This window comes from Peterkaempfera podocarpi, assembly GCF_042466665.1.
In the GTDB taxonomy this organism is placed as follows: domain Bacteria; phylum Actinomycetota; class Actinomycetes; order Streptomycetales; family Streptomycetaceae; genus Peterkaempfera; species Peterkaempfera podocarpi.
Genome location: NZ_CP162102.1, coordinates 6068475 through 6089449 on the forward strand (window position 1 = coordinate 6068475; position 20975 = coordinate 6089449).

17 protein-coding genes and 1 pseudogene are annotated in these 20975 nt (G+C 70.9%); 3 read left to right on the forward strand and 15 right to left on the reverse strand.

The window, feature by feature from the left end:
* Positions 1-2 precede the first annotated feature (2 nt).
* From AB0761_RS26630 to AB0761_RS26685, 12 genes and pseudogenes are all read right to left on the reverse strand, one after another.
* Positions 3-849: pseudogene (locus tag AB0761_RS26630) on the reverse strand (bifunctional DNA primase/polymerase).
* A 78-nt stretch (positions 850-927) separates the two neighbouring features.
* Positions 928-1572, reverse strand: a complete 645-nt coding sequence (locus AB0761_RS26635; protein WP_377271658.1) for a GGDEF domain-containing protein — start codon at positions 1570-1572, stop codon at positions 928-930.
* 128 nt (positions 1573-1700) lie between these two features.
* Positions 1701-2621 (reverse strand): hypothetical protein, encoded by a 921-nt coding sequence (locus AB0761_RS26640; protein ID WP_377271659.1) that lies wholly within the window; start codon positions 2619-2621, stop codon positions 1701-1703.
* 10 nt (positions 2622-2631) lie between these two features.
* Entirely contained in the window at positions 2632-2904 is a 273-nt protein-coding gene (locus tag AB0761_RS26645) for a hypothetical protein (protein WP_377271660.1), read from the reverse strand.
* Positions 2901-3128, reverse strand: coding sequence for a hypothetical protein (locus tag AB0761_RS26650; RefSeq protein WP_377271661.1), 228 nt, complete (start codon positions 3126-3128; stop codon positions 2901-2903). The genes AB0761_RS26645 and AB0761_RS26650 overlap by 4 nt, the downstream gene beginning before the upstream one ends.
* A 19-nt stretch (positions 3129-3147) precedes the next feature.
* Entirely contained in the window at positions 3148-3339 is a 192-nt protein-coding gene (locus tag AB0761_RS26655; protein ID WP_377271662.1) for a hypothetical protein, read from the reverse strand.
* A 38-nt stretch (positions 3340-3377) separates the two neighbouring features.
* The gene (locus tag AB0761_RS26660; protein WP_377271663.1) at positions 3378-3629 is read right to left on the reverse strand and encodes a hypothetical protein; all 252 of its coding nucleotides are present in this window, start codon (positions 3627-3629) and stop codon (positions 3378-3380) included.
* A 143-nt stretch (positions 3630-3772) separates the two neighbouring features.
* Positions 3773-5947 (reverse strand): cell division protein FtsK, encoded by a 2175-nt coding sequence (locus AB0761_RS26665; RefSeq protein WP_377271664.1) that lies wholly within the window; start codon positions 5945-5947, stop codon positions 3773-3775.
* Between the two features lie 99 nt (positions 5948-6046).
* On the reverse strand, positions 6047-6418 hold the full coding sequence (locus AB0761_RS26670; RefSeq protein WP_377271665.1) for an RRQRL motif-containing zinc-binding protein: 372 nt from the start codon (positions 6416-6418) through the stop codon (positions 6047-6049).
* Positions 6418-7323 (reverse strand): DUF2637 domain-containing protein, encoded by a 906-nt coding sequence (locus tag AB0761_RS26675; protein WP_377271666.1) that lies wholly within the window; start codon positions 7321-7323, stop codon positions 6418-6420. The genes AB0761_RS26670 and AB0761_RS26675 overlap by 1 nt, the downstream gene beginning before the upstream one ends.
* A 127-nt stretch (positions 7324-7450) precedes the next feature.
* Positions 7451-7735 (reverse strand): hypothetical protein, encoded by a 285-nt coding sequence (locus tag AB0761_RS26680; protein WP_377271667.1) that lies wholly within the window; start codon positions 7733-7735, stop codon positions 7451-7453.
* 526 nt (positions 7736-8261) lie between these two features.
* A complete protein-coding gene (locus AB0761_RS26685) occupies positions 8262-8978 on the reverse strand; it encodes a GntR family transcriptional regulator (protein ID WP_377271668.1) in 717 nt (238 codons plus the stop codon).
* 60 nt (positions 8979-9038) lie between these two features.
* Between AB0761_RS26685 and AB0761_RS26690 the strand changes: the two genes are divergently transcribed.
* The gene (locus tag AB0761_RS26690; RefSeq protein ID WP_377271669.1) at positions 9039-9857 is read left to right on the forward strand and encodes a class I SAM-dependent methyltransferase; all 819 of its coding nucleotides are present in this window, start codon (positions 9039-9041) and stop codon (positions 9855-9857) included.
* A gap of 237 nt (positions 9858-10094) precedes the next feature.
* Here the strand turns inward: AB0761_RS26690 and fxsT (AB0761_RS26695) are convergent, their stop codons facing one another.
* Positions 10095-13118 carry an FxSxx-COOH system tetratricopeptide repeat protein gene (fxsT, locus tag AB0761_RS26695; RefSeq protein ID WP_377271670.1) on the reverse strand — a complete coding sequence of 1008 codons (3024 nt, stop codon included), beginning with the start codon at positions 13116-13118 and terminating at the stop codon, positions 10095-10097.
* Positions 13119-13239: 121 nt separating this feature from the next.
* Between fxsT (AB0761_RS26695) and AB0761_RS26700 the strand changes: the two genes are divergently transcribed.
* Positions 13240-13743, forward strand: a complete 504-nt coding sequence (locus tag AB0761_RS26700; RefSeq protein ID WP_377271671.1) for a hypothetical protein — start codon at positions 13240-13242, stop codon at positions 13741-13743.
* A 206-nt stretch (positions 13744-13949) separates the two neighbouring features.
* Complete coding sequence (gene fxsT / locus AB0761_RS26705; protein WP_377271672.1) at positions 13950-17708, forward strand: FxSxx-COOH system tetratricopeptide repeat protein; 3759 nt, start codon at positions 13950-13952, stop codon at positions 17706-17708.
* A 392-nt stretch (positions 17709-18100) separates the two neighbouring features.
* On the opposite strand, the gene fxsT (AB0761_RS26710) is transcribed toward fxsT (AB0761_RS26705), so the two are convergent.
* Together fxsT (AB0761_RS26710) and AB0761_RS26715 are read right to left on the reverse strand one after the other, a co-directional pair.
* Positions 18101-20347, reverse strand: a complete 2247-nt coding sequence (gene fxsT / locus AB0761_RS26710; protein WP_377271673.1) for an FxSxx-COOH system tetratricopeptide repeat protein — start codon at positions 20345-20347, stop codon at positions 18101-18103.
* Positions 20344-20763, reverse strand: coding sequence for a hypothetical protein (locus AB0761_RS26715; RefSeq protein WP_377271674.1), 420 nt, complete (start codon positions 20761-20763; stop codon positions 20344-20346). Before AB0761_RS26715 ends, fxsT (AB0761_RS26710) begins: the two co-directional genes overlap by 4 nt.
* Between the last annotated feature and the right edge of the window lie 212 nt (positions 20764-20975).

The following is a 20975-nucleotide window of genomic DNA, read 5'->3' on the forward strand; positions in this document are numbered from 1 at the left end:
GGTCACAGTCCCAACCGGTTAAGGGCGTTTGTCCATGCGTCGGTGCAGTGCCGGGGCGATTCGCCTTTGGTCTGGGCGGCGGTGAACAGCCGCGCGACGTGAGCGTCGGTGAGGCAGCTGCACCGACCGTGCGTGGACAGCACGGCAAGGAAGGTCCGGTAGACGGTGGCGTGCACCGCACCGGAGGCCTCGGTGATGCGTTGCTCTGCCATGGCGATGCCACGGTTCAGATAGGCGGGCGTGCGGTGGCGGCACTCCCCGTTCCCGGCCCGCGAGGGCGGGGTGATGGCCTGCGGCATCGGCCCGGCTGTAGCGGGTTCCTTGACGGCCAGCGCGCGCACGACCGCCGGGAGCGCGGTCATGGTGCCGGCGCCAGGGCCGAGCCACCGTGCGTAGGCCATCGTGGACTTGACGTCCACGCCGGGCCGCACCGCGTTGGCGGACTGCATGACGCCCTGGTACAGCCAGTGCTCACCCCTGGTGGTGCGCACGATGCGGGTGGCGGAGGCTCGCGCGAGCCCACGCGATGGCTTGTGCGCTGTCGAGGTCGACGACGGTGAGGCCGGCGCTGCCGGGGTGGTAGGCGACGGCTACGGCCTGCCGCCACGCCCGGGCCCAGGCAGGGGAGGTGATCACGCGGGGGTCGGTGGTGGCGGCGGCCCAGACATGGCAGGGGGCCAGGCAGTGGCAGGGGCCGGGGGTCTTCATGTTCGGCCGGCCACCGCAGGCGCCGTCGCGGCAGGTCGAGCAGTTGCCGAACGGGACCTTCCCTGCCCGCAGGGGCAGGACGGGCACTCCTGCAGTCGCGAGGTCCAGGGCGGCGACCAGCAGGTCGGGTGTTGCGGTCATGCGGGTGCAGCTCCCTTCGGTGAGGGACAAGCGAGGGGTGCGGGGCCGCCGCGCCGGGCAGCGACACCGGAGGGGGCGTCAGTGGGCCGTGGCGGGGCGGTGGCGGCGCCAGCGGCGGGGGGCGGCGGTGTAGGTGGGGGCGGGGTGTTCGGACAGCTGCCAGCCGCTCCCGTTCCGCTTGGCCGCGTACATCGCGGCGTCGGCGGCGGTGAGGGCGTCGGCCAGCGTGGTGCCGAGGGTGGCGAGGTAGCCGCCGACAGAAGCACCCACCGGCAGGAGCTCCCCGTCGTAGGGGGTGGGTTCGGTGAGCTGGTAGTGCAGGGACGCCAGCGCGTGCAGGGCGTCGTCGGGGTCGGTGGGTAGGGCGGCGGTGAACTCGTCCCCGCCGAAGCGGCCGGCGGCGCCGCGTGTGCCGACGGCGGCCCGCAGGCGGTGGGCGGTGTGGGCGAGGACGGCGTCCCCGGCGGCGTGGCCGCGGGTGTCGTTCAGGGCTTTGAAGCCGTCCAGGTCGACCAGCAGCACCAGCACCGGGCGGCGGGTGATCAGGCGGGTGGCGTGGGCGGTGAACGCATCCCGGGTCGCTAACCCGGTGAGGGGGTCGCGGCGGGCCGCGTCCAGGCGGCGGGTGAGGACGGTGGTGGTGGCGGCCCATCCGGCGAGCGGGAGGCTCGCGGCGAGGATGGCCGGGAGGTGGCGCTGCGCGGGCAGCGCGATCGGGTGCATCCTGGGATCTCCTGTTCAGATCTGCTCTGGTCAGGTGGGCCCCGGGCCGGGCGGCGGACCTTTGCCGAGTGACGCCGTCCCGTGCCCGGGGTCGTGCTGTGCACGGCCTGCCTGCCGTGCGGTGGGTGCTACTGGGCGAAGTCGTCCAGCCGGGTGAGGATCTGCTCGCGCTCGCGCTCGCCCTGTCGTCGGGCGGCGGTGAGGGCGTCCAGGTCGATGACGGCTTCGAGGGCGGCCCGTACCTCGCCGGTCAGCTCGGTGGGGCTCATGGCCTCGGCCTGCACGGTGTGGTGCATGTGGTCGCCGCGCCGGTCGGTGGTCTTCTGCGGCGCGGAGGGCAGCCGGTAGCGGGTGATCTGCTGCTCTGTCACGGCAAGCCGGACAAAGGTGGGTGCGGTGCCGTTCAGGTCGGCCACGAACGCGGAGATGTCTTCTGCGGCGGAGTCGAGGATGGACAGGCCGCTGGGGTCGTGGTCGCCCAGGTGCAGGACGGTGGTGGGGATCTCGCGGTAAGCGATGCGGCGGGCGGCGCTGTGCTTGACGGTGACCGAGTCGAAGCCGCCGGAGCTGTAGGTGGCGACCCCGAACTCGGCAGCCACGCGGGAGACCATGGGCACCATGCCGGCGGCTTCCACCCACAGCTCCACGCAGACGGGCTGCCCGTCATCCAGGCTGTGGGTGTAGCCCTCCGCAGTGGCGCGCACCGCGCTCCAGAACTGCGCCGGGTCCTCCCAGCCGCCGGGGCCGACCTGGGTGCCGCCGTCGTCGCGTATGGACTGCATCGGGATCATGCGGGCGCGCCGGGCCCGGTTCAGGGTCTCCAGCAGGCGGGCGTATGCCTGCTCGGTCTTGTCGTATCCGTGCGCGCCGACCAGCCGGTAGAAGACCTGGCGGGCCGTCATGGGCAGGTACTGCCGGTTCTCGTCCAGCACGGCGCGGACCCGGTCCACCAGGTCCTGCACGTGCGGGCGCGGGGTCCACGGGGCGAAGCCCCGCACCCGGGTGCGCTTGTAGATGCGACCGGAAACGGTACTGGCAGGAGCACTCACCGGGGCCTCCTCAGACAGCGCGCCGCAGCAAGGCGGCGGGGGTGTGGTGACGGTGCAGGGAGATGACGGGGGCCAAGCCGACAGGCGCCGGGGTGGGCTGCCCTCCGTCCGGCGGCGGGTTGTCGTCCGGTGCCTGGTGGGCGCGCTTGGCGCGTTCGGCATCGAGCATGGCCAGCACCGCAGCGCCCTGCCGGGCGGAGCGGTGCCAGGCCAGGGCGAGGGGCGGCAGCAGCAGGACGGCAGGGCCGGTGGCGGCGGCGAGGAACACGGTGTCGCCGTTCACCGGGTCACGTCTGTGGCCGCGAGGGTGAGCAGGGCGGCCAGGTCCTCCCCGAGCAGGGCAAGGCGGTGCTCGATGCCGACCCACGAGTCGGGGTCGATGTCCATCAGGGCGCGGACGGCGGCGGCCCGGTCGCCGGCCTCCAGGGCGCGGACGGCGTCCTTGAGGTGGGCGGCGGCCAGCGGCCGGACAGCCGGGGGCGCGGGGCGTGCAGGAAGCGAGGTCACGGCAGGTCTCCTCTCAGGGTCAGTGGATGCCGGACAGGGCGGTGATGGCTGAGGCGAGAGCGGAGTTGACGGGTCCGGCCAGGCCGGTGGAGGCGAGGGTGAAGCCGGACAGCCACACCGCAAGCGCGGTGCCGAAGCCGACGCGCTTGGTCCACACCAGGACGGCGGTGATCAGGCCGAAGACGAACGCGGTGGACAGGGTGATGAGCACGGCAGGACTCCTGATCTGTCGGGTGGTGCCCAGGCGGGTCAGCGGGTGCTGGCGCGGTAGATCTCGCGCCAGAGGTTGAGCAGGTGGTGGCCGGTGCGGATGCGCTGTCCGGTGGTCTTGCAGCGGCGGCAGTCCTTGCCGCGCTTGGTCCGGCCGCGGCGGTCGGTCTTGGTCTGGAAGCCGAGTCCGCGGCAGGCGCGGCACGGGCCGAACGGCTGAGCCGCACATAGTCCGATGTAACCGAGCGTGACGACGAACAGGCAGGCGATAGCGAGCAGCAGGAGGGGCATCGGGGGCCTCCAGGCCGAGATTCGGGGGTTTTCGCAGGTGGGGTGCTATGCGCTAGCACCCTGGTGGGAGCGGTGTGGGGTGCTATCGGGGGTGCTAGCGCTAGCGGGGTGGTGCCGCTAGCGCTAGCACCCCGGGCGGGCGGTCAGGCGGACCGGTTACGGTCACGCTCCGCAATCACGGTGGTGATGTGGTCTCGGTCGTAGCCGCGGCGGTTGACGGTCTTGCCGTCGATGCGGCGGCCGATCTGCCCCGGCTCGATCCCGAGGGGCCGCAGGGCCGCGGCCAGCTGCTCCGGCGCCCACCCGGCGTAGGTGTCCGGGCGGAGGGTGGCCAGGGCGGCGGTCAGGGTCTCGCCCCACACCCGGGCCTCGCCCGACGGCCACACGGCCTCCAGGTCGTCCAGCAGCGTGGCGTGGGGGTCGGAGCGCTCCGGGACCTCGCCGAGCGCGTGCCCGGTGAGGGTGCCGGCCGCCTTGCGCATCGCCAGGGCGCGCGCGGCGACCGCCTCGGTGACGGGGGTGTCGAGGTAGGCGGTCTTCACCACGGTCGGCGTGGCCGTCGCACCCGCGAGGTAGCCGAGTCCGGCGTCGACCTCGGGGCGGAAGGTCGTGGCGCGGATGCCGTTCTTGTAGGCGCTCGTGCCTAGGATCATGTCGTTCTCGACCTGGCCGGCGACCCGCAGGCAGAACCGGATCGAGACGTTCCCCGACACCCCGGTGGGCAGGGAGTCCTTGTCGGGGCGCTGGGTGGCGAGGATGAGGATCACGCCGAACGCGCGGCCGATCTTGATGATGAACTCGGCGTTCTCCCCGGCCTGCTTGCCCACCTTGGGGTGGGCGAACAGGTTCTGGCACTCGTCCACGATGCACACCAGCGGGTGCAGCCCGATCCGCTTGTCCGCGATCTCCCTGGTCACGCGCTTGTCCGGGCACAGGTCCCGCGGCAGCTTCTTCAGCGCCCCCGTGCGGCGCATCACCTCCTTGCGCAGCAGGGTGAGGGAGTCGGCGGCGTACTCGATGGAGTCGTCGTCGATGCCGGAGACGAACCGGTGGGAGATGGGCTCGAAGGGGTCCAGGTCGCCGGAGCCCTTCAGCTCGTGCGTCCACATCTCCGCCGTCGGGTCGAGAGCCGCTCCCGCGGCCAGGACGCGCACGGAGGAGGTCTTGCCCTGGCCGGGCTGGGAGCCGAACAGGACGTTGTGCTGCACCAGCGGCACCGCGACCCACTGACCGCGGGGGTTGCGGCCGAACGGCACCGGCTTGAACAGGTCGTGGCGTCCGGTCTGGGCGAGCGGCCACGGGATCTTCTCTGCTTTGGACAGGTCCTTGTCCCCGACCCAGAGCACGAGGCGGCCCTCGTGCTCGTCCGCGTTGCCCTCCGGCCACACACAGCCCAGCGGGCGGCGAAGTCCCGAGGCGAGGCGCTTGCGGCGCTCCATGATGTCCCCGGCCGTCACGCCGTGCGGCAGGTCCACATCGGCCCGCCAGCCGGGGCCGTCGCGGGTGATGGGGGCGGGGAAGGTGATCTCCCCCTTGCCCATGCCACCGATGCCGAGGGCCAGCAGGGCCCGCTCCACGATGTCCGAGGTGAGGCGGGGTGCCTTGGTCTTGACCACCGCCCGGGTCACCAGCGGAGCATCCGCCGGAGCGCCCGCCCACCCCAGGGCGGCCACCGTGGCGGCAGCGAGGGCGAGATGGGTCCAGCCGGGGGTCATGACCAGCAGCACCGCCACGAACGCGATCCCGAACGCGCCCGCCAGGACGGCGATCAGGGCGCGCAGCCGCACCTTGGCATCCCGCTGGCGCGTGAGCCGCAGGTACAGCTCCGCATCCTCCTTGCGCACCGCCACCGCCCGCATCGGGGCGCCCTGGGAGTCGGCGACCCACCGGCCGGCGCCGCCGACGATCCGCGCGGCGCCGCGCGGGGCACGGGCCGTCAGGCGCGCGGCGTACAGCGGGGATCGGGCCGCGTGGAAGGCGGTGACGTACGCGGCCTGCCCGGCAGCCCAGCGGGCGGCGGCCTTGAACTGCTCGGCGTTGCTGGCCCACTTCGGCAGGATCGGCTCCCGCCGCCGCTCCACGGCCGTGGGCGCGGGGGTGTCGGGGTCGTCGACGTACACGGACTCTTCGGGGTCGTCGTCCTCATCCGGCGCGGTGTCCACCGGGCCCGCCGCGGGCGGGGTGTCATCGGCGGGTCGGCGGGTGGTGCGGGCCTTGTCCAGGTCCACCACCTCACCCCCGATGGAGAAGTCGGTGTTCAGGTCCGCCTCCAGCCGGGCGAACAGGTCGTCGTTCGGGTCGTGGTTTTCGTGGTTCACTGCGCGTGCCTCTCTCATGAGTGGAGGTGCCGGGGCGCGCCGGTTGCTGCCAGGCGTTGGGCGCGCCCCGGGTTCGTGCGGGGAGTGGCGCAGGTTCGGTCAGGCCGCGGCTGCGGCGGGATCCGCGCAGGACAGGCAGGTGCCGTAGCAGGTGGGGAGGACGTATCCGGCGTCGATCCCGCAGGTGGGGCAGGTCCGCCGGGCCCGCATCGCTGCGGCCAGCGCCGCTGTGCGGGCGGGGGTCATCGGCCGCACGGGGCGGGCCAGGTCGACCCGGTAGAGGTAGGCGGCCCGGATCCCCCGGCGGCGGGACTGCCACAAGATCTGTGCAGCCACGTCCTGGCCCGCGGGCCGAAGCCCAGCGGCACGGAGCTGTCGCCGGGTGGCCAGCCCCTCCGGGGCCATCCGCCACGGGTAGGTGGGCAGGCCGAACCGGGACCCGTCCGGGTCCCAGAAGCGCGGGCGGCCCATCACTCACCCGCCGCGGCATCCGCCTCCGGCACCGGGTCGGCAACCAGGTGCAGCCCCGCCGGGGCGGCGGCGCGCTCTGCCTTAAGGGTGTCCCGCAGGGTGCGGGCCTTCTCGGCAGAGGTGTGGACCGCGACCCGGATCCGGTCGGCCGTCAGCTCCCCGTCTGCCCACCCGGCGGTGGCCTCCCGTGCCTCGGTCAGCAACTCCTCCGGAGTGCGGACCGGTCGGGTGGTGCGGGCGGATGCCGGGACCCTGCCGGTCAGCTTGCGCGGTCGGGCGGCCCGTGCGGTCACGGCAGGCCGGGAGTCGGCCACCGCCGCAGCCACCTCCCGCACCGGCCCGACGGTGGGCGCGGCCTCGGTCGGCTCCACGGCAGGGGCCGGGAGCGGCGGGGCGTAGACCGACTCCCCCGGGGCGGGGTCGGCCGGTGCGGGCAGCTCAGACCCCGACCGATTCGTCATGGTCTGTGCTGTCTCGTCCGATGCCGGGCGGTGGTGCAGCACCTTGGCGACCAGATCGGAGCCGTAGAAGATGGACCCGACCGGCAGCGAGGTGGCCAGCAGCACCAAAGCCCAGTTGGCAGGCGACCAGTCGGCCAACCGCTCCCGACCGGGACCGTGCAGCGTCGGCACCAGACCGTGCACGTAGTTCAGCACCAGCGACGCCGCGGTGTACCCGGCGAGGATCCGCAAGGCGAACCGCCGGTCGCCCTCCGGCAGCACCAGAGCCGCCACCAGCGCCAGCGCCATCAGGCCGTCCACCACCAGCGGGTAGACGGTCGCCGCGGTCGGGTCCGCGCCGATCGCATGGGCCACATCCCGCAACGCGTTCCAGGACACCCGGAACGCCATACCGACCACGGCCAGCAGACCGAGCACAAGCAGAATCTTCGGTCCCCGCTTCACCGCGCACCCCCCGCAGCAGCGGCCAACTCGCGGGCCTTGCGCGCGGCCTCCGCCGCAGCGTGAGCGGCAGCAGCAGCGGCCCTGGCCGCCTCAGCCGCACGAGCGGCAGCCTCGCGAGCGTCGGCGGTCATGCCGCAACCTCCGACCACACGTCGCGGCGGACCGCAGCCGGCCGCCGGGAGCAAAGCGGGACAGGGGCGGTGGCCAGCAGGGCGGCAGCGTAGGCGGCCAACTCCGGGTCCTCTCGACGCAGATCCGCCAGCACCGCATCCGCCACATCCAGCCGCGCCGCCCGCTCGGTCGCGGACTCCCCGCCGGCCGGGCCGGCGAACAGCTCCAGGTCGATGCCGAGCGCCAGCTCGGCGAACTCATCCGCCGTAGCGGCGTACTTGCCTGAGACGATGTCCTTCACGGGTCGTGCTTCCTTTCAGCAGGAACGGCCCAAACAGCGGCCCCCGGGAGGCACCCCGGGGGCCGCGCGCCGTTGAAGTCGGTCGATCCGGCTCCCCTCAGCGCTGCTCGTACGAGACGAGCAGCGGAGGCAACCGGCCGCAGACGCAGAGCGCTGCGAAGGGTTGAGTTCGTGCGATGTCTCCTTCGAGGACGGCGACTCCCGTATCAGGTAGAGCCGTCTCGCCTCGTTTTAGGCGTATGGAGACGTGGCCTCTCGGCCTGAGCCCTCCGGTCAATGACAAGGCGCCGGGTCACCTCGACCCGCTCTGTCCCGGGCCCCTTTGGCATGGCGCAGTAGCCCCGTCCGCGAGGTCCGGGGTGGCTTGCGGCCACATCCATAGACTGGACCGGTGGACCGGTCCAGTCAACTCCCATTGGCGGGCCTGCCGCGGCGCACCAGCGCATATCTCCAGGTGGAGGCGTTGCGAGGGGACGAAAAAAGCTGGACCGGCGGACCGGTCCAGCTCTCGAAGGTCGTGCGGCGGCTACATCGGGTAGCTCTCAATCCGCTCATAGAGGGCGCCGGGCGTGACACCTTCCTCGCAGACCAGCGGGCTCCCCTCCTGGTCGTACGCCGTGTGCAGCACGACGGCCGCGGCGGTCAGACCCGATAGCGCCAGGTGCTCCGCTTCTGTCTCGGTCACCAGACGAACCGTGGTCACGTCCGTTCCCTGCACTGGGAACCGGCCGGTCTGTCGGCGAACGTACCTCGTGGTCCCCTCCGCGATGGGGGCCGTCTGGGCTAGTCGCGGCGACGGCTCCGCCACGTCGGGTGGGAACCAAGCCACCACATAGCTGTGCGGGCTGCCATCAGGAAGCTGCAACACGCGAACCCGACGCAGCGCTGCTACCCCCGCGCCCATCGCGAGGGCCTTGGCCACGTGCGCCGGGGGTTCCGCCCAGTCTGGGGTGCCGACACGCAGGAAGGGCATGCCTCCCGTGATGCGAGCGGACCCAGTCTGGCGTCCGCCCGCCGGCCGCGCCACGGGTGTCTCCGCGACGACAAACCCCGTTCCTTGCCGAGCCTCTACCACGCCGTCGTTCCGCAACACGTCCATAGCTTTGATGGCGGTAGCCCGCGAGACGGACCACTGCTCGGACAGGTCCCGCGTGGACGGAAGGGTCTGGCCCGGCGCAAACTCTCCGGCTGCGATCCGGGACCGCAGGGACTCCGCGATTTCCTCGTACTTCAGCAGCGCCATGGCGCTCCCCTGTCGGTCGTCATACTGGACTGGTCCACCGGTACACAGGATACTGCTCGCATGTCGAAGCCAGAGCTAGCCCCGGTGGTCGATCACTTCTACTCGCAGGTCATCGACGAAAGCACCCGACTCAGCACGTCGGCGGACGGACGGCTTGAACTGCTCCGCACACAGGAGATCCTTCGGCGGTTCTTGCCGCCGCCGCCCGCCCGCATCCTCGATGTCGGCGGTGGCCCCGGCATCCATGCCCAGTGGTTGATGGAGGATGGCTACGAGGTCGAGCTGATCGACCCGGTAGCACGGCACGTAGAGCGAGCTGCGAAGGTCTGCTCAGCGGAACTGGGGGACGCCCGACGGCTCACTGCTGCGGACGCGTCCTACGACGTGGTGCTGGTGCTCGGCCCGCTCTACCACTTGCCGGCCCCCCGAGATCGGCAGGCGGCACTCTCCGAAGCCCTACGCGTGCTGAAGCCAGGTGGACTCGTGGCTGCCGCCGCGATCAACCGATACGCGTCCATCTTCGAGCACGTCACCTACGCGCACCTTCACACCGAGCGCGTGCAGACGTCGATCTCGGCGATCCTCCGCACCGCCGTCCATGACGGCAAGCGCGGTTTTACTCTGGCCTACTTCCACCGCGCGGAGGAACTCGCCAGGGAACTGCACGATGCCGGGCTTATCGACGTGAATGTCTTCGGTGTCGAAGGCCCCGCGTGGTCCCTCCTGAAGGCCGTAGAGCAGCAGACCGGCTCCGCGCCGTCGGACGACCTGTTCGCCTCTGTGCTGACAGCCGCGCGGTTGGCCGAGCCTTACCCCGAACTGCTCGCGGCCAGCTCGCATCTGCTTGCCATCGGGAGAGCGCCTGACGTCCGCACCTGACGGCAACCCGCAACAGGAGTGGTGACTGCGCATTGCGTTACGTGAGCATGCAGGGAACACGCAAGCTGGACAGAACACTTCGAGGCGGGATCCCGCTGGTGGCAGCAGGCCCTCGCTTGGTCTGGATGTTCTTGAAGACTGCCACCGTAAAATGTGCGTGGAAGCATCCAGATCCCCAACCTCGCCCAAAAGCACCGAGTCTTTGAATCTGGAAGGCGCAAAGGTCGGGATCATCGGTCACTTCTTCCTGCGTCCAAAAAGACGCCTTTTCTGCGGCTGGCCACTCAGTAGACGCTGGGCGTCGAATATCCTCCTCATTGTAGTTAGTTCTGCCGCAAGGATTTTGATGGTCCTCATTGTGTCGGGGTGGTCGTTGCCAAGGGTGCGGCGATAGCGTCGCAGGGTGTCCTCAAGGATCTGGACCGCCTCTGCATGCAGGCGTAGGTTTGAGAGGCAAACGCCAAGGCTGTGGGCGGAGGCGAGGGTGTCGGGGTGGTCCTCGCCCAGGATCCGCCGCTGTGCCGCCAGCGTCGCCTCGACCATGGCGTGGGACTCCTCGTGGCGGCCCAGGGCGTACAGGGTGACAGCCAGGCCGTGGGCGGAGCGGAGGGTGTCGCGGTCGTCCTCGCCCAGGACCCGCCGCCGTGCCGCCAGCGTCACCTCTTTCATGGCGCGGGACTCCTCGTACCGGCCCAGGTTGTGCAAGGTGACAGCCAGGCCGTCGGCGGAGCGGAGGGTGTCGCGGTGGTCCTCGCCCAGGACCCGCCGCCGTGCCGCCAGCGTCACCTCCGCCATGGCGTGGGACTCCTCGTACCGGCCCAGGTCGTTCAGGGTTGCGCCCAGGTCGTGGGCGGAGCGGAAGGTGTCGCGGTGGTCCTCGCCGAGGACCCGCCGCCGTGCCGCCAGCGTCACCTCTTTCATGGCGCGGGCCTCCTCGTACCGGCCCAGGGCGCTCAGGGTTGCGCCCAGGTCGTGGGCGGAGTGGAGGGTGTCGGGGTGGTCCTCGCCCAGGATCCGCCGCCGCGCCGCCAACGTCGCCTCGACCATGGTGAGGGACTCCTCGTGGCGGCCCAGGGCGTACAGGGTTGTCGCCAGGCTGTGGGCGGAGGTGAGGGTGTGCGGGTGGTCGTCGCCCAGGATCCGCCGCTGTGCCGCCAACGTCGCCTCCGCCATCGCGCGGGCCTCCTCGTGCCGGCCCAGGTCGCTCAGGGTGACAGCCAGGCTGTGGGCGGAGTGGAGGGTGTCGGGGTGGTCCTCGCCCAGGATCCGCCGCCGCGCCTCCAGCGTCACCTCCTTCATGGCGTGGGATTCCTCGTGCCGGCCCAGGGCATGCAGGGTGACAGCCAGGTCGTGGGCGGAGGCAAGGGTGTCGGGGTGGTCCTCGCCCAGGATCCGCCGCCGCGCCGCCAAAGTCGCCTCAACGAGGGGCAGGGCGGCTTTCGAGTCACCCAGCCCGTCCAACGCCCAGGTCTGCATGAACGCTGCGTTCCACGTGTCGGGGTGGTCCTCACCCAGAGCGCCCATCCACCTCTGGTGGAGCTGGCCGGCCAGCTCGTGGGCCACGTGAGGCTGGGCACTGCGGACGAGGTAACGGCTGGCATTGAGGAGGGTGGGGCGCAGTTCGGCGCGGTCGCCCAGGGCAGTGAGTGTGGCGATCAGGTGCGTAGTGAGCGCGGCCCATTGAGGCCAGGTGGCAGGCAGCTCGGGGTCGCCGGGGGAGGCGGCGACGAGGATGGCTACAAGGTCGTTCTGGATGGCCGAGGTCTGCTCGAGGCATGCCCGGTCCCGCAGAACGGCTTGGGTGAGTCGGTGGATCTGGAAGGTCTGATGGTCAGTGCGAGTCAGGCCGTAGCGGATGAGGGGTTCGAGGGCGTCGTGCAGCCAGAGGGGGTCGGTCGGGTCGCCGGGGATGGTGGCGAGGTCGGGTCGTGCGGTCTCCAGCCAGGTGGTGGGGATGGGTTCGGGGCCGAGGAAGGCGCCGAGGTGGAGGAGGGCGAGAGCGTCAGGGTGGTGGTCGGTGAGGCGTTCGGTGGCGATGGTGACAGTGGCCGCCAGTGACGCAGGGTAGCCGGGGGCGCCGCCCCGCTCCAGGATGCGTGCGGTGTTGGTGGTGAGGAGTTGCCGGTAGTGGTCCAGGCTGACGCCGCCAGCGATGACGCCGGCACATTGGGCAAGGGCGAGGGGGAGATCGCCGAGGTCTGTGGAGAGGGTGTCGGCCTGCTCTGGACCGAGACCAGGGATCCGGCTTTGGAGGTAGGTGACGGAGTCGGTGCGGGTGAAGACGTCGAGGCGGGTGGGGTGGGCGGTACCGACCCAGTGGGGATTGCGTGAGGTGATGAGGGTGTGGCCGGGGCCGTCGGGGAGCCAGGGTTCGATCTGGCCGGGGTTTTCGACGTTGTCGAGGATGAGTAGCCAGCGATCGCGGGTCGCGAGGTGGGAGAGAAGGGCTCGGGCGTTGGCTTCGGTGCCGGCGTCGGGCTTGGCGATGTCCCGGCGGGCGGCGAGTTCGCTGTAGCTGACGGAGATTTGGTCGACTTGTTCGGCATCGATCCACCACACCAGGTCGTATTGACCGGCGAAGCGGTGGGCGTACTCCAGGGCGAGCTGGGTCTTCCCGATGCCGCCCATGCCATGCAGGGCCTGGATGGCAGCCTTCCGCCCGTCCAGCAGGCCATCGCGCAGACGGACGATCTCAGTCTCGCGGCCCGAGAAATCGGGGTTGCGGCGCCGTACGTTCCACGTCTCGGGCTGGCGTGCGGCGTTGGGCAGGCGCGGTTTGGTCGGGTCTGCCTGTACCGCTGTGCTCGGGGTGGAGGTGGTGCCGGGGAAAGGTGGGCGGTCGGTGGGGCGGGCGCCACCGTTGACGGCTTCGCGCAAAGCAGTCAGGGCGTCGGTCTCGTCCAGGCCGTGGAGGTTCTTGCGGAGTTTGGCGGCCAGGGTGGGCGGCAGGTCCTGGCCGGTGATGGGTTCCAGAGCGAGGGGGATGAGGTGGTCGCGGCGGGCGACCGCGGCGGTCCATTCCTCGGTGGTCCACCGCTCGTCCTCGAAGTACGACTTGGAGAACAGGGCGATCACGGCGTCGGACTGGTCGATGGCGCGGTCCATGCGCTGGACGAAGTTGTCGCCGGTGCGCCAGTCCCACACGTCCAGGGTGACTTGGTGACCGGCTTGCTCCACGTGCCAGCCGACCCATTCGGCCCAGAGACGGTCGGAACCGGCGTAGCTGATGAAGAAGTGCTGGGCATGGTCGGCCACGGTCATCCCCCATTCGCAGGTGTTCGCGCGCAGCTCATGATTTCGCGTATAGCGTGGTGAGCGCAGGGATTCCGGTCGTTGGAGCGTGAGAGGGGTGGGGTTGGTGCGGGGGCCGAAGAGCGTGACGGTGGCACTGAAGCTGCCGGGGGTGGAGATCTCCGGCGCATGGGAGCCGAATGACGTGGAACGGCGTGCGGCCTGGGAGCTGTACGTGGAACTGGTCACGCGGGTATCGGTGGTACCGCTGGGAGCGGATGAGGGTCTGCTGCGAGAGGCTCTGTCGAGTCTGTACTCGCTGTTCGGCAGCGCTAGGGAGATCCTGCGTCGGCATGGGCCGCAGGTGGCGGAGCCGAAGCGGGACGGACAGTACAACTTCGGCTACCTGGCGGTGGCCATGCTCAACTACGGAGTCCGTCCCCTCCTGGCCCGCTGGCACCCCGCCCTGGAGGACTGGGAGCACAGGCGCCCGGCCGATTGCTCCCGCCGCGACCACGAGCAAGCCTGGCCCCAGGCCCCGCAGCTCCGCACCGCCCTGCGGGACACTCGCCAGATCCTCACCGCTTACGCCGACCTCCTGGCCGCCGCCTGTGGCGTCCCCAACCTCCTCGAAGCCGTCCCCACCACCGAGTAACCGAGCACGAATCCCGGCCACAGCGGTCTAGTCCAATTTCCGCCAGCCAGATTCTCCCTCCGTTGCGGATCGCGAGCCCTCGGGATGCACTCGGCAGCTCCACGATTCCGGCTGTTCAGCACGTGACCGTGGTCATGGCGCGCTATACAAGTGGGCGATGTCGAGGGCGGGCGTCCACAGGGGGCCGCCGGAGGATGGGGACCGGAATGCCCGAGAACTCAGAACTGATCTTCATCAGTCATGCGGGGCCTGACCGTCAGTGGGCGGAGTGGGTCGCTTGGCGTCTCGAGGAGGCCGGCTACGCGGTCGAGTTGGATGTATGGCACTGGCGCACAGGTGACGACTTCGTCAAGAAGATGAACGAGGCACAGGCCAAAGCATCCGCGGTCCTCGCCCTCTTCTCACCCGACTACTTCGCCGCAGGCCGGTTCACTGAGGAAGAGTGGACCACTGCGGTTGCCCGCCGGGACCGCTTCCTCCCGGTGGTCGTCAGGCCGCTCGGTGCCGGGGACTTGCCGCCGATCCTGACATCCCGCATCTACAAGGAACTCCACGGCCTCGACGAGACCACGGCGACCGCTGCACTGCTGGAAGCGGTGCGCGGCCCTGACCGTCCCTCCGCTTCGCCAACCTTCCCAGGCACAGCCACGATCGCCATGCCCCCCACTGGGCAGAGTGCGCACGGGACGCAGCCAAGGTTCCCAGCCAGCACCGGACTGCCGAGCGTATGGAACGTGCCGCGGCGCAATCCGCACTTCACCGGCCGCGAGACCGTACTCGACCAGGTCCGCAACCGACTGCAAACCGACCGGCATGCCGCCGTCCAGGCCTTGCACGGCTTGGGCGGGATCGGCAAGACGCAGGTGGCGCTGGAGTACGCACATCGCTTTGCTGGCCAATATGACTTGGTGTGGTGGGTCGACGCCGAACAGGCTCAGCAGATCCCCATCCGGCTCGCCGAACTCGCGCAACGCCTAGTGGTAGACAAGCCCAAAGCTGGCGTCGAATACAACGCCCGCAACGCGATCGGACACCTGCGGACCCTAGACCGCTGGCTGATTGTTCTGGACAACGCCGGAGACCCCGCCTCCGTGTTGGAGTGGCTCCCCGAAGGCGTCGGCCATGTGCTGATCACCTCACGCAACCCCGCATGGTCCAAGGAGGTCCACAGCCTGGGATTGGCCGTGTTCACCCGAGTCGACTCCGTGGCCTACCTGACGAGTCGACTGCCCACGCTGGTCCCAGAGCAGGCTGACGCCCTCGCCGAAGCACTTGGCGACCTGCCCCTCGCGCTGGCCCAGGCCGCAGGCGTTCTGGGCGACGGCACACCTCTGCAGCAGTACCGCAAGCTTCTGATCGACGACACTGCAGGGCTTCTCGCACTGGGCGACACCCCTGGCTACCCGGCCTCCCTGGCGGCAAGCGTCACCATCGCCACCCGCCACCTCGACGCCCACCACCCCAACGCCGCAAGCCTCCTGCGCCTCGTCGCCTTCCTAGGTCCCGAGCCCATCCCCACTATCTGGCTCGGCCAAGCGCACGACCGCCTGACCACCACTCTGGCCGACCCCGGAGACCTTCTGTGGCCCGGCAGCGCCATCAAGTCTCTCGCCCGCTACGGCCTGGCCCGTGCAGACCACCAGGCCTTCCAGATCCACCGCCTCACCCAGGCCGTTCTGCGGGACCGGACATCCCCTGACCAAATCCCCGCTGTCCAGAACGACCTCGTCTCCCTCTTCGTTGCCGCCGCCCCTGGCGACCCCGAGCTGCCCGCCGCCTGGCCTCAGTGGGCCGCCCTCACTACGCACCTGACCGCCACACTCGCCGCCCTGGGCGACCGCGCCGAACTGCGCCCCATCCTCCTCGACGCCAGCCGTTACCTCGTCCGCAGTGCCCAGCCTCACGCGGCCCACGAGCTGGCCAGCCAGCTCCACCAGAGATGGACGGGTGCCCTGGGGGAGGACCACCCCGATACGTGGAACGCGGCGTTCATGCAAACCTGGGCGCTGGACGGGCTGGGTGACTCAAAAGCCGCCCTGCCCCTCGTCGAGGCGACGCTGGCGGCACGGCGGCGGATCCTGGGCGAGGACCACCCCGACACCCTCCACTCCGCCCACGACCTCGCCGTCACCCTGCACGCCCTGGGCCGGCACGAGGAGGCCCAGCCCATGGACGAGGCGACCCTGGCGGCGCGGCGGCGGATCCTGGGCGAGGATCACCCCGACACCCTCTCCTCCGCCTACAGCCTGGCCGTCACCCTGCACGCCCTGGGCCGGCACGAGGAGGCCCGCGCCATGGCGGAGGCGACCCTGGCGGCGCGGCGGCGGATCCTGGGCGAGGACCACCGCGACACCCTCTCCTCCGCCTACAGCCTGGCCGCAACCCTGCAGACCCTGGGCCGGCACGAGGAGGCCCGCGCCATGGCGGAGGCGACGTTGGCGGCGCGGCGGCGGATCCTGGGCGAGGACCACCGCGACACCCTCTCCTCCGCCCACAGCCTGGCCGCAACCCTGCAGACCCTGGGCCGGCACGAGGAGGCCCGCGCCATGGCGGAGGCGACGCTGGAGGCACAGCGGCGGATCCTGGGCGAGGACCACCCCGACACCCTCACCTCCGCCCACGGCCTGGCCGTCACCCTGCACGACCTGGGCCGGCACAAGGAGGCCCGCCCCATGGCGGAGGCGACGCTGGCGGCGCGGCGGCGGATCCTGGGCGAGGACCACCGCGACACCCTCCACTCCGCCCACAGCCTGGCCATCACCCTGCACGACCTGGGCCGGCACAAGGAGGCCCGCGCCATGGCGGAGGCGACGCTGGCGGCGCGGCGGCGGATCCTGGGCGAGGACCACCGCGACACCCTCACCTCCGCCCACAGCCTGGCCGTCACCCTGCACGACCTGGGCCGGCACGAGGAGGCCCGCGCCATGGATGAGGCGACGCTGGCGGCGCGGCGGCGGGTCCTGGGCGAGGATCACCGCGACACCCTCTCCTCCGCCTACAGCCTGGCCGTCACCCTGCACGACCTGGGCCGCCACGAGGAGGCCCGCGCCATGAAGGAGGCGACGCTGGCGGCACAGCGGCGGATCCTGGGCGAGGACCACCGCGACACCCTCTCCTCCGCCTACAGCCTGGCCGTCACCCTGCACGCCCTGGGCCGGCACGAGGAGGCCCGCGCCATGGTCGAGGCGACGCTGGCGGCGCGGCGGCGGGTCCTGGGCGAGGACCACCGCGACACCCTCTCCTCCGCCCACGACCTGGCCGTCACCCTGCACGACCTGGGCCGGCACGAGGAGGCCCGCGCCATGGCGGAGGCGACGCTGGCGGCGCGGCGGCGGATCCTGGGCGAGGACCACCGCGACACCCTCTCCTCCGCCTACAGCCTGGCCGTCACCCTGCACGACCTGGGCCGGCACGAGGAGGCCCGCGCCATGGATGAGGCGACGTTGGCGGCGCGGCGGCGGGTCCTGGGCGAGGATCACCGCGACACCCTCTCCTCCGCCTACAGCCTGGCCGTCACCCTGCACGACCTGGGCCGGCACGAGGAGGCCCGCGCCATGGATGAGGCGACGTTGGCGGCGCGGCGGCGGATCCTGGGCGAGGACCACCGCGACACCCTCACCTCCGCCCACAGCCTGGCCATCACCCTGCACGACCTGGGCCGGCACGAGGAGGCCCGCGCCATGGATGAGGCGACGCTGGCGACGCGGCGGCGGATCCTGGGCGAGGACCACCCCGACACCCTCACCTCCGCCCACAGCCTGGCCATCACCCTGCAGACCCTAGGCCGGCACGAGAATGCGGCGCAGATGCTCCGAGCCGCCCGAGCTCGTATCCGCAGTACCCACGGTGACGGCCACCCGCTCTTCGCCCCGACCACTCGGGCCCTCGCAGCGAGCCTCCAGGCCACGGGCCGGACTTTCGAGGCGCAGAAACTGCTGAAGACCCTAAAGGGAAGAGGCAACTGAGGGGGGTCGCACGGCGGCTAGGCCGTTTGGGCAGCATTTTGCGCGGCAAGAGGTCACCCAGCAGCGAGTTGACGCTCATAGCCAACCGTCTCATTTCCCGTCTCATTCAGCTTTGGCCGCGAGCGTTCATCGCCGTTCACGACACTCATCCGCGGCCAGTCAGCATGGGCACCATGGCCCACTGGCCAGGTCGGAGATGACGCCTACTCGGGCTCGGGACAGACCTTGAAAGCGTGGGCGGGCGGCGTGCAGTGATCAGTCAAGATCTGGACGATGGGTGGACGGCGCACCTGCACCGTGCGCCATTGGCAGCTTCCTAGCCTGCTCACAAGGGGGCAGCTCGTGGCTACGTGATCGGACTGTAAAGCTGCAGATCAAGCGGAATTCCTGCTTCACTCTTGCGCGTCGTTGAGCGCCTTCCGTGCGCTGGCCAGGTTGGCGAGCACTGCCTGTGTGCTCGGGTGGGTGTTGCCGAGAACCTGCTCGTACTGGGTGAGGGTGGTCTCAAGGAGGGGGATGGCGCGGGCGAGGTCCCCCACTGACCGGTAGGCGCCGGCGAGGTTGCCGCGGCTGGTCAGGGTGTCGGGGTGGGTGTCGCCCAGGACCTCCTCGCACTGGGTGAGGGTGGTTTCGTACAGGGGGACGGCGCGGTCCAGGTCCCCCGCCGCGTAATAGGCGGAGGCGAGGTTGCCGCGGCTGGTCAGGGTGGAAGGGTGGATGTCGCCCAGGACCTCCTCGCGTTGGGTGAGGGTGGTTTCGTACAGGGGGATGGCGCGGGTGAGGTCCCCGGCGTCCTGGTAGGCGCCGGCGAGGTTGCCGCGGCTGATCAGGGTGTCGGGGTGGGTGTCGCCCAGAACCTCCTCGCACTGGGTGAGGGTGGTCTCCAGGAGGGGGATGGCGCGGGTGAGGTCTCCCGCTGCCCGGTAGGCGTGGGCGAGGTTGTTGCGGCTGGTCAGGGTGTCGGGGTGGGTGTCGCCCAGGACCTCCTCGCACTGGGTGAGGGTGGTCTCAAGGAGGGGGATGGCGCGGGCGAGGTCTCCCGCTGCCCGGTAGGCGCCGGCGAGGTTGCCGCGGCTGGTCAGGGTGTCGGGGTGGGTGTCGCCCAGAACCTGTTCGAATTGGGTGAGGGTGGTTTCCAGGAGGGGGATGGCGCGGGTGAGGTCTCCCGCCACCTGGTAGGCGATGCCGAGGTTGTTGCGGCTGGTCAGGGTGTCGGGGTGGGTGTCGCCCAGAACCTGTTCGCGCTGGGTGAGAACAGCTTTGCGGAGGGGGAGAGCGCGGGAGTCGTGTCCCCGTCGGTAGAGGTACTGGGCAGCGGTGTTGTACAGGTCGACGGCTGCATCGTCGCGGTGGCCGTCTGGTGTGGTGGTGGCGAGGGCGATGAGGTGGGGCATCAGCGCGTCCCATGCGGGGGTAGGTTTAGTGGTTGGTGCCGGTTGACCTGTCAGCGTGTTCACGAGTGCTTGCTCGGCTTCGCGGCGTCCTGTCGGCGGCTGGACATCTCCCGCGGTTGCGGTGTGGCGGAGGACCGTTTGGACGAGGCGGTGGACGCTGATGCTGGTGCCGTCGGGGGCGATGCTGATCACGCTGTAGGCGCGGAGGTCGCCGAGGGCTTCGGCGAGGTCGTCCTCGTCGGTGTTGGGGGTGTGGAGCAGGGTGAGGGGGATGTTGTCGGGGGCGAGCCAGGCGAGGGTGTGCAGGAGGGTGACGGCGAGTGGGTTGCGTGTGGTGAGGGCCTGGAGGGTGTGGGTCCAGATGCGGGCGATGGTGCGTTCGGCGTCGATTCCGTCGGCGGCCTTGTCCAGTTTGGTGGCCAGGCGTCGGCGGTAGTCGTCGATGGAGATGGTGAGGTTCTGGTGCAGGTAGGCGCCTGCCTGCTCCAGTGCCAGCGGCAGGTGACCGAGGTCAGCGGCGAGCGCGCGGGCGTCCTGAAGCTGGCGTGCGGTGGGGGTGGCGTCGCCCAGGGCGTGGGTGCACAGGAGTGCTGCGGCCTCGTCTGGGGGCAGGGTTCCCAGGGCGCGGGTGGGGGTGGTGCGGGGCCATCCTGTGGCGCGGCGGCTGGTGGCGAGGTGGTGGCCGCCGTTGAGGGCGCCGGTGTAGGGGGCGAGGTCGCGGAGGTCTTCGACATTGTCGAAGACCAGCAGCCAGCCGGGGTGCCACTGCAGCCAGGTGAGCGCCCACGCGGCCCGTTCCTGCTCGGACGCCCGTCCCGCCCAGGACGGGAACATGCGCAGGGCCAGGCTGGCGAGGGACTGTTCGATGCGGGCGGGGGAGTCGGCGGTGATCCACCAGGTGAGGGTGTAGTCGGAGCGGTGGCGGTGGGCGTAGTGCAGGGCCAGGGTGCTCTTGCCGACCCCGCCGAGCCCGTGGACCGCCGGTGCCTGCGTGATCGCCGTCTCGCCGTCCGAGGGCAGCGTGCCGTCCAGCCAGGCCAGTTCGTCCTCACGGCCGAGGCACAGGCCGAGCGGTGGCAGGTTGCTGATCCCGGGCGGTGCTTGGATGTCCCGGGCGGCGTTCAGCACTTCGGCAGGCAGCTCGATGACGTCGCCGCTGTGGGCGGTGGTGATGGTGTGGGCGGCGATCGACCGAGGACCGGAGGCTTCGATGCGCGTTTCCCGGGTCGGCGGGTCGTTGGTCATGTGCCGATCTGGGTGTTGTCGCCGGTGATGGCGGTGGTGATGGTGTGGGCGGCGATGGCGCGGGTGCCGGAGGCGGTGATCGCCACTGTTGCGGTCGGCTCAGGTAGCAGGCCGGCCAGCTCGGCCCGCAGCTCGGCGTCGTCGCGCAGGGCCCGCTTGATCTGCTGTCGCAGCGCCGCGGCGGCGTCGGTGTCGCCGGTGTCCTCGGCGGCGTCCTGCACCGCGCCTTCCAACGCGGCCTGTCCGTCCTCACCGCGGCGGCGCCAGACGGTATGCAGGATGCGGCGGCCCAGGTTGGCGGTGGCGTCGACCGCGGCGTCCTCCGCACGCGTGAGCACCGCGCCTCCATAGGCTCCCAGCGCCGCCGTCAGATACGGGCCGGCCTGCTCCACCAGCTCCACGATCTCCGTACTCACCCTGACCCCCTAAGCGCGTGCGGCGTCAACTCCCAGGACGCAGCGTAGAGATACCACCAGGGCCGGTCAGGAGAATCGGGCAAAGCCGCGACCCGGCGCGTGCGGGGCAGGCGCGGGACGCCAGATCCCCGCAGCCGAATCGCTACTGGCCAGCCCGGGCGCGGCGCGCGGTCTGTAAATCTGCTCCCGCTTTTCATGCGTTTGTCGCGAGC